Genomic DNA, 14,126 nt, shown 5'->3' with positions numbered 1-14,126 from the left:
TAAAAATATCACGAATCTATTTTCTGCATATCTTTAGTATGTTCTTTTAAAAACAATAAAGTTATGGGACAAGACAAGTCAAAAGGAAAGTCTACACTGCCTAAACAAGCAGTAAAAAAGACTCCACAGGCTCCTGCTAAAAAGAAGTAGTCTGTTTTTGGGCTACAAACTCTGATAGCCCTTCAATTTAAAGATGATTAAAGCAAATAGCCACCTCAAAAAGGTGGCTTTTATATTTTGTTAATCAATTAAATTTATTTCTTTGATTTCAGAAAGTAGCTTGCCGTCTGAGCTAAAACCTTGTATCACGAAAATAGCTTTTTTAATATTAGTATTAAAAATTTTAAAATTAGCATTTCCTGATTGGTCAGTTTCAATGTTTGATTTCCAATCAATATTACTGTAGTTTATAAAGTCATTTTTTGATAACGCATAAAACTCAGGAACATAAAACTTTTTTTCTGTAGAAAAACCATTGTTTACAGTAAATTCATTTGCAATGGCTTTTTTAGTGTAATCTAACTTGTAACTCTGTTTTAAATATATTCTAATAATACCTGCACCACCTCTAGAACCATATCCATTTCCGTCAGGATCAATAAATATTTCGTCTACATGCTCTAGTGTCATGTTATATAATATATCATAATTTCTATCGTAGCTTGATCCGTCAATGATAAGTAAAGGTTCATTACTCGCCATAAAAGTTACAGGGTTACGATTTTTTATTTTTACAACTCCTGCACCTTGCAGTTGATCAACGACAAAGCCATGAGAATTAATTATATCAGTTACATATGAGTACATTCTTCTTAATTCATCGTCTACTTTAATTCCTTTACTATACCTATTAGCTATATATTCTTTGCGGTTTTGTAAGATTGTATCACTATTTTTTTTGTGTACATAAGTAAGGTTGATAGTGTCTAATTCTTGTCCTAGACTGCTTGCGTGTTCTAGAGAAAAACTATTTGTTATGGTTGTCTTGCATTTATTTATTAAAGGAAGTGTAGGTTGTTTTAGCAGCTTACGATTGTTGTCAGTAATATCAATGTAAGGCTTTAAATTATTAATTACTTTGTCTCCTTTTAAAACAGTAAAGTTTATAGATGCAGAGTCTTTTAAGTAAAAGTTGTTAAAAGAAAAACTGTTGTTGACTAGCGTTGTTGATTCATTAATTTGATTAGTGATTGAAAACATTTGAATGGTGTAAGGCACACTGGATTTTGGAGGATTTAATGAACCTTTTATTGAAAGTCCAGCATCAAAATTGTGAGTTATTTTTGGGGTTCCGGTTTTTATATTTTCCCATTTATACTTGCTCCAGCCTTGAGTTAATAAAAGCAAGTCTAGCTCATATGTTTTTAACCTGTTAATATCAGTAAAATAATAATTAGGATTTTGAATATAACCTTTCACATAAGGCTTTAATAAAAAAGAGCTTATTAAATTCTGGTTATTGGTTTGTGTTAGAGTATCGTCTGGTAAAATAGCAATACTTAAATTAGAAGCTATTGGTGTTTTAGTATGGGTAAATGTTTTGATTGATAAAGGGATAGAATCATTAGTTTTAGTATTTACAATAATATCTGAGTTTAAAATTAATGAGTCGTCGTAGTTAAAAATTAAGCGTTCAATTAATGGTTCAGATTTTTCGTTAAATAATGTAATTGTATTTATTCCTGATACTAGATTTTTTTTGTTTACAGGAATAACATTGCTTGTTTTTAAATCGTCAACTTTTAAATCAATAACCACTACTTTGTTGTTTTGATTTATCACTAAGTAGTAAGTTAGTCCTGTATTGTTTTTAAGTGTTACGTCGTTTGTTTTTAGGGTTATATAGGTTAACTCTTGATTTGTATAATTATTAACCGAAATAGCAAACCCCTCTTCACCATCAATTACTATTTCCTTAGAATAGTCTATACCATTAACTGTATATTTAGCTGTGTATTTTTCGTTTTTCTCTGGTAATAAATCAAACTTACCTAAACCAAAAATGTTACTTTTAAAGTTGGTTATCGGTTCATTTTTAGAATTGACTATTGAGCCATCTATTTCTAATCCTCTAGCGTTACAATCAGTGATTTTGAAACCAAAAGTGTTTGTAACGCCTATAATGCTATAACCGCCTTCAGGTAAAAACTGTAAATCATGTTTAAGTTTTTCGGTTGTAGAATCTTTAGTTGCACTTGTGTTTAAATCAGAATTTGGGTTGAGGATATGTATAGGCATAGAGACGTAAGCTTCGTCTTCTTTAAAATTATTCATCCAGTTTGTATAAGCAACTATATAATAGGTGTCACCTGCAATTAAATTGTTGGTGTCTAGGCTTCCTGTGAAATAACCGTTTTGGGCAAAAAATAATTTGTTTGTTATCTCCTTACCGTTTGAGTCTAGTAACGATATGTAAACATTTGTTGTGTTTATAAAAGGAACTCCATTTTTTTTATCGTAGACATAACCTTTGAACCAAATAGGTTCGTTACTTATAAAGATGTTTTTGTTAATATGTAAATGAATAGTTTCTCTTTCAGTATTAAAATATGAAGTATATGCTTGCTCTATTTTTGACTTTTCATTAGTTTGTGATGCTATGTTTTTTGAGAAAAATAGAGCAATCATTATAGTTAAAACAAGTGTGTTTTTCATATTTTAGGTTGGGCTTAGTCTAATAGTAATTCTTTAGTTTCAGAAATCAAATTTCCATTAATTGAAAAACCTTCGATGATTAAAAGTAGCTTTTTTATTGACGTATTTTTTATGTTAAATTCAACTGAACCTTTTTCGTTTGTTGTAAGTTTTGGTTTCCAATCAATAGCTCCATATGACATAAAGTTACTAGGCGAGTTCAAATAAAAAAGTGGTATATAAAATTCTTTTTCAGGAGAAAATCCTCCAGTTGTTATTAGTGTGTTAGCATACCTTTTAAAATCTCCTTTAGCTCCAACTCCATAACTTTTCTTTAAAAATATACTTATTACTCCTGCACCTCCTCTTACTCCATATCCAAGACCAGATTTATTAAAATATATTTCATCAACTTGATTTAAAGGCATGTTATACAGTATGTCATAATCTGTTCCCATATTGGCACCATCAATTATTAATAAAGGGCTAGAACCAGCTTTAATAGAAATAGGACGCTTATTTATAATAATAACTTTTCCTTGCGCTTGGTAAGACATAAAACCATTTGCGTCTATAATATCAGATACGAAAGAATACATTCTTTCTTGGATAGAATCAATTTTTACACCTATACTATAAGCATCTCCAATATAGGCTTTTTTGTTCTTAAGATGCGCTTTTTTATCAACTATTTTCGTGTGTAAGTTTATAGTATCTAGTAATTCGCCTTCAAACTCCATGTCATTGTAGCTGTTAACAGTATCTATTGGTAAAGTTTCAAAAACACAAGTATTAGGAATAGAAAATAATTGATTTAGTGAAGTTTTTCCTGAGCTTATTACTCTTGCATACAACTTTGGGTCGGTTATTTTTTTTCCGTTTTTAAGCACATTGAAATGTACTTTAGAAGAATCTGCTATGAAATAATTCTCAAAGTTAAATTGTTTATTATTGTCTATATATTTAGTTTCGTTAATGTTGTTAACTAGAGAAAACATATGAACTTGGTAATTAGAGTCTTCGTCTATTGGTTCATTAAGTGTTCCTGTAATTGAAACCCCTTTATCAAAAGGAATAATTAATTCTTGTTCGCCATTTTTGATATCTTCCCAACTATATTTACTCCAGCCTTGGGTTAATAATACTAAATCTAGGTGCAAAGCTTTTATTCGATCAAAATTATTGAAGTAATATTCTGAGTTTTCAAAAGAACCATTTATGTAAGGGTCAATTAATAAGTTGCTTATTATACTTTTATTGGTGTTTATTGCTTTGGTTTCAAGCGGTAAAACAGAAACACTTAGGCTAGTAGAAGTAGCGATTTTCTTGTTGTCTTTTAGGTTGATTTTTATTCCAATTGAATCTGAAGAGCTTGATGTCTTTTCAACTGTAGCTCTCATAAAATCCTTGTTTTTAGGATTAAATATCATGCGTTCCAAAAGTGGATTTAATTCATCATCAAATAAAGTAATAGTGTTTACTCCGTAAGGAAGAGTTTTTGATGAAATAGGTATAGTGTATTCAGTTTTTAAAACTGAAGTGTTTAATTCAGTAATTGAACTTTTGTTGTTTTGGTGTATAGCTAAATAATACGTTTTATTAGCTTCCAATGCTTGTGTTGCTTTATTTGTTTTAAGTGTTATGTAAACCATATTAGTATTGATATGGTTGTTAACAGAAAAAGAGTATCCTAAAGCTTCACTTTGAGGTAAAGGGGTTTTATAATTCTTGCCATTAATGTTATAAATAGCGTTGTAGGTTTCGCCTTTTTTCATCAATAAATCAAACTTACCCATTCCAAATGTGTTACTTTTAAAAGGCATTATGGTCTTGTCGTTTGAATCAGTTATTATACCTTCAATTTCAAGGCTTTCTCCACTACAATTAATAATTTTAAAACCTATTGAATTGGTGACATCTACTATGCAATGTCCACCTTCAGGCAAGAACTGTAAATCATAGTCTAATATTTTATTATTAGTGGTTTCTTGATTGGAATGTTGATTTAAAATTTGAATAGGACTAGAGGTGAAAGATTCATCCTCTTTAAAGTTTTTCATCCAGTTAGTATACGCCTTAAAAAAATAATAACCTGTTGCTAAACTTGTATCTACATCAAAACTGCTAGTAAACATTCCATTTTCACAATAAAATAGTTTGGTTTCTATTTCTTTACCGTTTTTATCGTAAAGTGTTACATATACATTTGAAGTTGTAATATAAGGAATACCATTTTTTTTGTCGTACACATAACCTTTGAACCATATTGGTTCGTTTGTTAAAAAAGTATGCTTGTTAAAGTGTAAGTAAATAGTTTCTCGTTCTGCATTAAAATATTTAGCGTAGGCATTTTCGGTAGTTTCTTTTAGATTGGGTTTTTGACTTAATACTTTGGTTGTGTTTAAAATAAAAATGATTAAAATTAGTAAAGAAGATAAATGTTTGGTGGTAAGATTTAAGCGATGAGAATAATTGTTTTTCATAATTATAAGTTTTAGAGTGAATAGCGATTAAGAGATTCAGTCACAATATTTATGCCAAAAAAAAGCCTCAAGATTGTCTTGAGGCTTTTTTAGTTTTTAAAAAACTTTGTTTTACATCATACCTGGCATTCCGCCTCCTCCCATTGGAGGCATTGCAGGAGCGTCTTCTTTAATATCAACTAAAGCGCATTCAGTAGTTAAAATCATACCAGAAACTGAAGCTGCATTTTCTAAAGCAATACGTGTTACTTTTTTAGGGTCAATGATTCCAGCTTTAAGCATATCTACGTAAGTTTCAGTTTTAGCATCAAAACCAAAATCTTTTTTACCTTCCATTACTTTAGAGATTACAACACTACCTTCACCACCAGCATTTTCTACTATGGTTCTTAAAGGTGCTTCAATAGCTTTGTTTACAATTTGTACACCTGTAGTTTCATCAAGGTTTTCTGTAGTAAGTTTTTCTAAAACCGATTTAGCTCTTACTAAAGCAACTCCACCACCAGCAACAATACCTTCTTCAACAGCAGCTCTTGTAGCATGTAAAGCATCGTCAACTCTGTCTTTCTTTTCCTTCATTTCAACCTCACTTGCAGCACCAACGTATAATACAGCAACACCACCAGCAAGTTTAGCTAAACGCTCTTGAAGTTTTTCTTTGTCATAATCGCTAGTTGTAGTTTCAATTTGTGCTTTAATTTGATTTACTCTAGCTTTAATATCAGCAGATTTACCAGAACCGTTAACTATTGTTGTATTGTCTTTGTCAATCATAACTGACTCAGCAGTACCTAACATGCTTAAATCGGCATTTTCTAAAGAGAATCCTCTTTCTTCAGAAATCACAACACCACCAGTTAAGATCGCAATATCTTCTAGCATTGCTTTACGTCTGTCACCAAAACCAGGAGCTTTTACAGCAGCAATTTTAAGTCCACCACGTAGTTTGTTTACAACCAAAGTAGCTAAAGCTTGTCCTTCAACATCTTCAGCAACGATTAATAATGGACGACCAGATTGAGCAACTGGTTCTAATATTGGAAGGATTTCCTGTAAGTTAGAAATCTTTTTGTCAAATAATAAAATGTATGGGTTTTCTAAATCAGCAATCATTTTATCGCTATCAGTTACAAAGTAAGGCGATAGGTAACCTCTGTCAAACTGCATACCTTCAACAACGTCAACATAAGTATCAGTTCCTTTAGCTTCTTCAACAGTAATTACACCTTCTTTTCCAACTTTAGAAAATGCTTGAGAAATTAACTCACCAATAGTGTCATCGTTATTTGCAGAGATAGACGCTACTTGCTTAATCATTTCAGATGAGTTTCCTACTTTTTTAGCTTGCTTTTCTAGGTTAGCAGTAATGGCTTCAACAGCTTTGTCAATACCACGTTTTAAATCCATTGGATTAGCACCAGCAGCAACGTTTTTTAAGCCTTCTTTTACAATAGCTTGAGCTAAAACTGTTGCAGTAGTTGTCCCATCTCCAGCTAAATCGTTGGTTTTACTAGCTACTTCTTTTACCATTTGTGCTCCCATGTTTTCAAGCTCGTCTTCAAGCTCTACTTCTTTAGCTACAGAAACACCATCTTTAGTGACTTGAGGAGCGCCAAAGCTTCTACCAATAATTACATTTCTACCTTTTGGTCCTAAAGTTACTTTTACTGCATTTGCCAATGCGTCCACGCCACGTTTTAATCCGTCGCGTGCTTCAATATCAAATTTTATATCTTTTGCCATTTTATTTGGTTTTTAAATGATGATTAAACAATTGCGAAAATGTCACTCTCGCGCATAATTAAATAGTCTTTGCCTTCAAGTTTTAGTTCAGTGCCAGAGTACTTCCCATAAAGTACTGTGTCACCAACTTTTACTGTCATTGCTTCGTCTTTTGTGCCTTTACCAACAGCGACAACTTTACCCTTTTGAGGTTTTTCTTTGGCGTTGTCTGGAATAATGATTCCTGAAGCTGTTTTGGTTTCAGCCTCTACAGGTTCTACTAGAACTCTGTCTGCTAAAGGTTTAATGTTTAATGCCATTTTTATATTTCTTTTTTTGGTTATTAAAATGTGTTTAACGCTTAAGCGTTATGCTAAAAATGTGCCAATACATTGTAACTGACATTTTTTCATTTTAGGGCAAAAAAAAATGCCAACATAAAGTTGGCATTCTTAAATTGTATAATCAGAAATTACTGAACTGAATCTCCTACTGTTGCAGTATCATCAGCAGTTTCTGTACTGGTTGGTAATGCGTCTTGAGTTGTAGTTGTAGCTTCGTCTTGGTCTAATGCTTTAGATTCAGAACCATTAGCTCCTCCAATTGCAAAGTTTGACAAAAGGATTAATAACAATAATACTGTTGCTAATGTCCAAGTACTTTTGTCCAAAAAGTCGGTTGTCTTTTTAACACCTCCTAATTGTTGAGTACCTCCACCACCAAATGAAGATGATAAACCACCACCTTTTGGATTTTGCACCATGATTACTACTATTAATAAAAATGCTACAATAACTATAAGAACTAAAAATATTGTAAACTGTGTCATTATTTATTGATTATTTTCTTGTAATTTTTTTACTGCTTTAATTTGGTCTGCAAAGAAACCACTTTTTTCTGGATATTTCAAACTTAATATTTTATAAGATTGAATTGCCTTATCATAGTTTTTTTGTTCTAGATAAATTCTAGCTAAAGTCTCGGTCATTAAACCATCATTTTGCTCTGGTTTAGGTTGCGCTAAATTTTGTTGAGGTTTGGTATCTTTTACAGGTACAATCTTAGGATTTTCACTTAAAAACTTATCTATAAGTTCAAACTTTTTATCAATGGTAGATTCTTGTGCTTCCTCTTGAGTGTCGTTTGTTTCGTCTACTTCTATTGAGGATTCTCGCTCGATAGGTTTAAAACTAGTAATCTTTAACCACTCTGTAAACGAGTGTGTTTCAGCCTTGTTAAACTCTAATGGTTTCCCAATGTTTAGTTGCTCTTTTGGAGAAGGTTCAATATTGTCAGTATCAATATCTATGATTGGAATTTTTGGAGCATCGTTAATGTCGGAAATAAATTGTTCAACATTTTTTGCGATGAATTTTTCCTCAAATAAATTTGGATCCAAAACACCTTCAGTATCTTTTATATGTTGTTTAAGTGCGTCGTCAATAGTTACACTTTTATTTACTGAAATATCGTCGGCATCTTTAACTTCAATAGTTTTTAAATGCTCATAGTTTTGCTTTATAATCTGAGATATTTCATTTTGGTTAAACGCATCACTGGTAATATAATCGAATAGAATACTTCTGTCAGTAGTGTAGGCTGCAGTAGTTTTTAATTCAAGATTGTATTTAAAGCTTTGTTTGTTTTTTAAGGCTTTGAGGTATAGTGCTCTTGCTGGTTGAAAATAAGGATACTCTTCAATAACCGAAGTAATGCCGCTAATTTGATCTGTAGTGATGTTTTGCGGGTTTTGAAGTAAATATGTAAAATCTTGCAACTGCATTAGTAATTTACCATTTTGCTAAAGTAGCATTAAAAATATCTTGTGTAAGACGTTCAAAAATCTCTTCATGTGCAGTGTCTTTTTGACTGCCTATAAGTTGCGCATCACCATCATAATCATAGAAAAATGAAAAACGCTGTTCAAAATCTTCTTCAGGAGCATCTTTATCAAAAAAACGAACATTAACACTTATAGTAAGTCTGTTTTGAGCTGCAGTATTGTTGGCAGTGGCTGTAGTTGGAGAAATTCTATATTCAGTAATTTCACCTTCATAAATTAAATCTCCACCAGAGTTTACCAAGCTAAGACTCGTTTGGTTTTGAATAAGGTCTTGTAACGCTTGCGTAAAATCTCTATCTAAACCAGGTTCAATAAGTGCTGAGTTATTTTGGAAGTAATTAACTTGAAAGGTTTCGGCTTTTAAATCCTGCACACCAGTAAACGAATACTTAACCTTACATCCTGTGATTAAAACAGAAATACATATTAATAGACTATATTTTAATGCTTTCATTTACAAATCGTATTGCTTAATTTTTCTATAAAGCGTGCGTTCACTTATTCCAAGTTCGGCAGCTGCTAATTTACGTTTTCCGTTGTGACGTTCAAGCGATTTTTTAATTAATTCCAATTCCTTGTCATGAAGCGATAAGGTTTCTTCTTCTTCAATTTCTTCAGCAAAGTGGTATTTGTCTTGCACGTCTTCAATATTGCTTATCTCTTCAACTGAATCAATAGTTTTTTCAGGAATTGATAATACTTCTAAATCTTCAATTGTTGAATCGTCATCTTCATCGTTGTTGCCATAGATTTTTTGTATCAAACCTTGATTGTCTTTTTGAACGTCAGAGCCATTACCATGTTTCATCAACTCCATAGTGAGCTTTTTTAAATCGTTTAAATCGCTCTTCATGTCAAACAACACCTTGTACAAAATTTCACGTTCGTTACTAAAATCACTTTCTGATTTTGAATTGTTAATCACAGCAGGAAGGTTGCTGCCAGCATCAGGAAGATAATGACGTAACGCTTCTGCATTAATAGTTCTATTTTGTTCTAAAACTGATGTTTGTTCAGCAACGTTACGAAGTTGCCTAATATTACCATTCCATCTGTATTTTAGTAAAAGATTAACAGCATCATCTGTTAACTTTACTGTTGGCATCTTGTATTTAAGTGCAAAATCGCTTGCAAATTTTCTAAACAATAAATGAATATCTTCTTTGCGTTCGCGAAGCGGTGGAATATTGATTTCTATTGTGCTTAAACGATAATAAAGGTCTTCTCTAAATTTTTCTTTTTTGATGGCTTCAAACATATTAACGTTTGTTGCAGCTACAATGCGTACATTGGTTTTTTGTACTTTGCTGCTTCCTACTTTAATAAATTCGCCATTTTCAAGTACACGAAGTAACCTTACTTGAGTGGTTAAAGGAAGTTCTCCAACTTCATCAAGAAAAATAGTACCACCATCGGCAACTTCAAAATACCCAGAGCGTGTTTGTGTTGCTCCTGTAAAAGCTCCTTTTTCATGACCAAATAGTTCACTGTCAATGGTGCCTTCGGGAATTGCACCACAGTTTACTGCAATGTATTTTCCGTGTTTGCGATGTGATAATTGATGTATAATTTTTGGAATACTTTCCTTACCAACACCACTTTCTCCTGTAACTAATACCGAAATATCAGTAGGAGAAACCTGTATGGCTTTTTCTATGGCACGATTGAGTTTTGGGTCGTTGCCAATAATGCCAAAACGTTGTTTTATAGCTTGAACTGATTCCATGTTATATTATAGTTTGTCAGGTCGAGTGTAGTCGAGACCTAATAAAGACCTCTCGACTGCGCTCGAGGCGACATGTGTTTAATTATTATTTGAATATCCAACAGCTTCACCAATAAGTGTAGCAGTTGTACAATCGGTGATTTTTACATTTACAAAATCACCAATTTTATAATGTTCTTTTGGGAACACAGCAACAGTATTGTGTTGTGTTCTTCCAGACCAATGGTTAGAAGACTTTTTAGAGTCTTTTTCAATAAGGACTTCAACAATTTTATTGGTTTCTTGTTGTGTTCTGTATAAACTGTGTCTTTGCTGTAAGGCTACAATTTCGGCTAATCTTCTTTTTTTAACTGGTTCAGGAACGTCATCTTCCATTTTTCGTTCCGCTAGTGTTCCTGGTCGTTCAGAATAGGCAAACATGTATCCAAATGAATATTTTACATGCTCCATTAAAGTTAGCGTGTCTTGATGATCTTGTTCAGTTTCAGTTGGGAAACCAACAATCATATCGTGACTTATTGTGCAATCAGGAATAATGCGCTTGATGTTGTCAATAAGTTCTATGTACTCTTCGCGAGTATGTTGACGATTCATTTCCTTTAATATTCTGTCGCTTCCACTTTGTACAGGTAAATGTATGTAGTTGCATATGTTGTCATATTTTGCCATAGACTCAACCACATCCAAAGTCATATCCTGCGGATTTGAAGTGGAAAAACGAATACGCATTTTAGGTTGCGCTTGGGCACAAAGCTCTAGCAGTTTAGCAAAATTTACAGCAGTGGCTTTTTGCATATCAGTAGCTTTTTCAAAATCTTTTTTGAGTCCGCCACCATACCATAAATAACTATCAACGTTTTGACCTAGAAGTGTAATTTCTTTAAATCCTCTGTTCCAAAGATCGTTAACTTCTTCAATAATACTTTGAGGGTCTCTACTGCGCTCACGACCACGAGTAAAAGGTACTACACAAAATGTACACATATTATCGCAACCACGCGTAATCGATACAAAAGCGGTAACACCATTTGTATTTAAACGCACAGGAGAAATGTCTCCATAAGTTTCTTCTTTTGAAAGAATAACATTTATAGCATCTCTGCCTTCATCTACTTCAGCAAGTAGATTGGGTAAGTCTTTGTAAGCATCAGGACCTACAACAAGGTCAACTATTTTTTCTTCCTCAAGGAATTTGCTCTTTAAGCGTTCTGCCATACAACCTAAAACACCAACTTTCATTTTAGGGTTTACACTTCGTTTTACAGCATTATATTTTTCAAGACGTTTTCTTACGGTTTGCTCAGCTTTGTCTCTAATGGAGCAAGTGTTTACCAAAACCAAATCGGCATCTTCAAGGCTTTGAGTAGTATTAAATCCTTCATTTTGTAAAATTGAAGCAACAATTTCACTATCGCTAAAGTTCATGGCACAACCATAACTTTCAATAAAAAGCTTACGTGTGTTTCCGTCTTTAGTTTCTAAAATAAGGCGTTCACCTTGTTTGTTTTCGTCTATTATCTTTTCCATATTCTATACTGAAAATTTCTATCAGTCAATAAGTGTGCAAAGATACAATTAATTTGCAATTTATGACAAAGTGACAGTGTGTATTCTGTTTTTGCTAAAGATGAATTTTAGTGTACTTTTACAATAAATCAACTATAAAAAATTATGACATTCACAGAACTACAATTAAAAATCCAAAACGCTAAAGATTTAGATTTTGGTGATATTTTCAACAGAAGTATTGAGCTTTTTAAAAAGGTCTGGGTGCAAGGACTTGTCATGACCATTCTTACTATGGCTTTAATGATTCCGTTTTACATTATAATGTATTTGCCTTTAATAGCTATGGGTTTGTTTGATCCTCAAGCGCTAGAGTCTGGAGAACCTAATTTTGCTCTTATGATTCCATTTTATTTAATGATGCTAGTTTTCTCGTTTTTTGCAATGGTAATTGGGTTTGCGTTAAAAGCAGCATTCTTAAGAATTTGTAAAATGAAAGACCTTGATGAAGTTGGTAAAGAGGATTATTTCTACTTTTTGAAAAAACCATATTTAGGTAAAGTGTTTTCATTGTCCCTCATCTCTTTCGGAATTACGTTTGCAGCTACACTTTTATGCGTTTTACCGTTATTTTATGTTATGGTGCCTGTTACATTAATGAACGTAATATTTGCATTTAATCCGCACCTTTCACCTTCCGAAATTACTAAAGCTGCATTTAATTTAGGAAACAAAAAATGGCTCATTACTTTTGGACTTATTTTAGTTTCTGGTATGTTGGCTCAAGTAGTAGGTATTCTAATGTGCTTTATTGGTGTATTAGTTACAGCATCATTTACAGTGTTGCCATTGTATTACATTTATAAAGATTCAGTGGGACTAGATGAAAAAGAGATAGATAGAATAGGTGAGGGTCAGCAGTTTTAACAAAAACTCACGCAACCTTTTTATGGATTTTGCATCTACTTGTAAACTAATCAATCTATGAAAAATCTTTTATGCCTCTTGTTGGTGTTTGTGCTTTGGTCGTGCAATGATGACGACATTCAGTACGAAACAGTAAACGTTGCTATTCCGCAAGTAATGAGTAAAGCAGAATTTAGAAACTCAGTTGAAATATTACCTTCTCAAACCATTGATGAAGCTGGTAAAATTTATGTGTACCAAGATTATATTTTTGTTAATGATGAGTTTAAAGGTGTGCATATTATAGATAATAGTAATCCTGCTTCTCCTCAACAAATATCTTCAATTAAGATACCAGGAAATGTAGATATTTCAATTAAAGATAATTATTTGTTTGCCGATAGTTCTATTGATTTGTTAGTGTTTGATATTTCAAATATTAACAACATCCAAATGGTTGAGCGTTTAGAGGATGTGTTTTCATATTATAATTACCAAATTCCTGTAGGAACCGATGTTGCTGAGTTTGGAGATTATAACCCAGAAAACGATGTTATTGTTGGTTGGGAACTTGTTCAGCAACAACGCGAAGTAATAAATGATGATGCAGTGTTAGAGACTTTTAATGGAGGAGCATCTGGTGATGTTGGTACAGGAGGTTCGTTGGCGCGTTTTCAAATTGTAGATAATTATTTGTACACGGTAGGAGTGTCTGAAATGTCTATTTTTAATATTGAAAACCTCGCACAACCTAATCTGGTGACTACACAATATTCTGGTTGGAATATTGAAACAATGTTTCATGCTGATGGCTATTTGTATTTAGGAGGAAGTAACGGAATGTATATTTATAGTTTAGAAAATGCAGCTAATCCAAGTTATGTGTCAGAGTTTATACATTGGGAAGGGTGTGATCCTGTTGTGGTTGATGGAGACTATGCTTATTTAACACTTAGAGGAGGTAATGAGTGTGGTCAACAAGAAAGTGTTCTGGAGGTTATCGATATAAGTGATAAAGCTTATCCAACTCTTGTGGCTGCATATTTTTTAGATAATCCTTATGGGTTAGGTTTTAAAGGAAATAGTCTTTACGTGTGCGATGGTACTTCAGGTTTGAAAGTATATGACAAAACTGATCCAATACAGCTACAATTATCACAAACATTTATTGACCTGCAAGCAAAAGACGTAGTGCCTATGGATGATGTACTCATCATGATAGGTGATAATATTGTGTATCAATATGAGTATGGTGAAGGAACTTTACAGCAAATTAGTGTGCTAGACTTAAACTAAATACAGTGTA

Annotated in this window: 11 protein-coding genes; 2 read left to right on the top strand and 9 right to left on the bottom strand. The window is 32.6% G+C overall.

The features are described 5' to 3' along the window. Positions 1-240: 240 nt before the first annotated feature. From ACQ0RB_RS01360 to miaB, 9 genes are all read right to left on the bottom strand, one after another. The gene (locus tag ACQ0RB_RS01360; protein WP_430495957.1) at positions 241-2,655 is read right to left on the bottom strand and encodes a hypothetical protein; all 2,415 of its coding nucleotides are present in this window, start codon (positions 2,653-2,655) and stop codon (positions 241-243) included. 14 nt (positions 2,656-2,669) lie between these two features. Then, complete coding sequence (locus tag ACQ0RB_RS01355; protein ID WP_430495955.1) at positions 2,670-5,117, bottom strand: hypothetical protein; 2,448 nt, start codon at positions 5,115-5,117, stop codon at positions 2,670-2,672. 111 nt (positions 5,118-5,228) lie between these two features. Next, positions 5,229-6,860, bottom strand: a complete 1,632-nt coding sequence (gene groL / locus ACQ0RB_RS01350; RefSeq protein ID WP_131505895.1) for a chaperonin GroEL — start codon at positions 6,858-6,860, stop codon at positions 5,229-5,231. A gap of 23 nt (positions 6,861-6,883) precedes the next feature. Further along, positions 6,884-7,159, bottom strand: coding sequence for a co-chaperone GroES (gene groES, locus ACQ0RB_RS01345; RefSeq protein WP_129759194.1), 276 nt, complete (start codon positions 7,157-7,159; stop codon positions 6,884-6,886). A 152-nt stretch (positions 7,160-7,311) separates the two neighbouring features. Then, a complete protein-coding gene (gene secG / locus ACQ0RB_RS01340; RefSeq protein ID WP_134198695.1) occupies positions 7,312-7,668 on the bottom strand; it encodes a preprotein translocase subunit SecG in 357 nt (118 codons plus the stop codon). 3 nt (positions 7,669-7,671) lie between these two features. Continuing rightward, the gene (locus ACQ0RB_RS01335) at positions 7,672-8,622 is read right to left on the bottom strand and encodes a hypothetical protein (RefSeq protein WP_430495952.1); all 951 of its coding nucleotides are present in this window, start codon (positions 8,620-8,622) and stop codon (positions 7,672-7,674) included. Positions 8,623-8,629: 7 nt separating this feature from the next. After that, positions 8,630-9,136 carry an LptE family protein gene (locus ACQ0RB_RS01330; protein WP_129759191.1) on the bottom strand — a complete coding sequence of 169 codons (507 nt, stop codon included), beginning with the start codon at positions 9,134-9,136 and terminating at the stop codon, positions 8,630-8,632. Beyond that, positions 9,137-10,408: a sigma-54 interaction domain-containing protein gene (locus tag ACQ0RB_RS01325; protein WP_335973964.1), complete on the bottom strand. Its 1,272-nt coding sequence runs from the start codon at positions 10,406-10,408 to the stop codon at positions 9,137-9,139. A gap of 78 nt (positions 10,409-10,486) precedes the next feature. Continuing rightward, on the bottom strand, positions 10,487-11,935 hold the full coding sequence (gene miaB / locus ACQ0RB_RS01320) for a tRNA (N6-isopentenyl adenosine(37)-C2)-methylthiotransferase MiaB (protein WP_129759189.1): 1,449 nt from the start codon (positions 11,933-11,935) through the stop codon (positions 10,487-10,489). Between the two features lie 144 nt (positions 11,936-12,079). Here miaB and ACQ0RB_RS01315 point away from each other — a divergent pair, with 144 nt between their 5' ends. Both ACQ0RB_RS01315 and ACQ0RB_RS01310 read left to right on the top strand, forming a co-directional pair. Then, a complete protein-coding gene (locus ACQ0RB_RS01315; protein WP_430495949.1) occupies positions 12,080-12,841 on the top strand; it encodes a hypothetical protein in 762 nt (253 codons plus the stop codon). 57 nt (positions 12,842-12,898) lie between these two features. Further along, complete coding sequence (locus tag ACQ0RB_RS01310; protein WP_430495947.1) at positions 12,899-14,116, top strand: LVIVD repeat-containing protein; 1,218 nt, start codon at positions 12,899-12,901, stop codon at positions 14,114-14,116. Positions 14,117-14,126 lie beyond the last annotated feature (10 nt).

It is taken from the genome of Gaetbulibacter sp. PBL-D1, assembly GCF_050509525.1.
Lineage (GTDB): Bacteria > Bacteroidota > Bacteroidia > Flavobacteriales > Flavobacteriaceae > Gaetbulibacter_B > Gaetbulibacter_B jejuensis.
Note: the sequence above shows the minus strand (reverse complement) of the source record. Positions and strands in the feature narration are given on the sequence as shown.

Bases quoted from the DNA above. Each gene is read 5' to 3' on its own strand.
- ACQ0RB_RS01360 (WP_430495957.1), bottom strand. From the start codon at position 2,655: ATGAAAAACACACTTGTTTTAACTATAATGATTGCTCTATTTTTCTCA.
- ACQ0RB_RS01355 (WP_430495955.1), bottom strand. From the start codon at position 5,117: ATGAAAAACAATTATTCTCATCGCTTAAATCTTACCACCAAACATTTA.
- groL (WP_131505895.1), bottom strand. From the start codon at position 6,860: ATGGCAAAAGATATAAAATTTGATATTGAAGCACGCGACGGATTAAAA.
- groES (WP_129759194.1), bottom strand. From the start codon at position 7,159: ATGGCATTAAACATTAAACCTTTAGCAGACAGAGTTCTAGTAGAACCT.
- secG (WP_134198695.1), bottom strand. From the start codon at position 7,668: ATGACACAGTTTACAATATTTTTAGTTCTTATAGTTATTGTAGCATTT.
- ACQ0RB_RS01335 (WP_430495952.1), bottom strand. From the start codon at position 8,622: ATGCAGTTGCAAGATTTTACATATTTACTTCAAAACCCGCAAAACATC.
- ACQ0RB_RS01330 (WP_129759191.1), bottom strand. From the start codon at position 9,136: ATGAAAGCATTAAAATATAGTCTATTAATATGTATTTCTGTTTTAATC.
- ACQ0RB_RS01325 (WP_335973964.1), bottom strand. From the start codon at position 10,408: ATGGAATCAGTTCAAGCTATAAAACAACGTTTTGGCATTATTGGCAAC.
- miaB (WP_129759189.1), bottom strand. From the start codon at position 11,935: ATGGAAAAGATAATAGACGAAAACAAACAAGGTGAACGCCTTATTTTA.
- ACQ0RB_RS01315 (WP_430495949.1), top strand. From the start codon at position 12,080: ATGACATTCACAGAACTACAATTAAAAATCCAAAACGCTAAAGATTTA.
- ACQ0RB_RS01310 (WP_430495947.1), top strand. From the start codon at position 12,899: ATGAAAAATCTTTTATGCCTCTTGTTGGTGTTTGTGCTTTGGTCGTGC.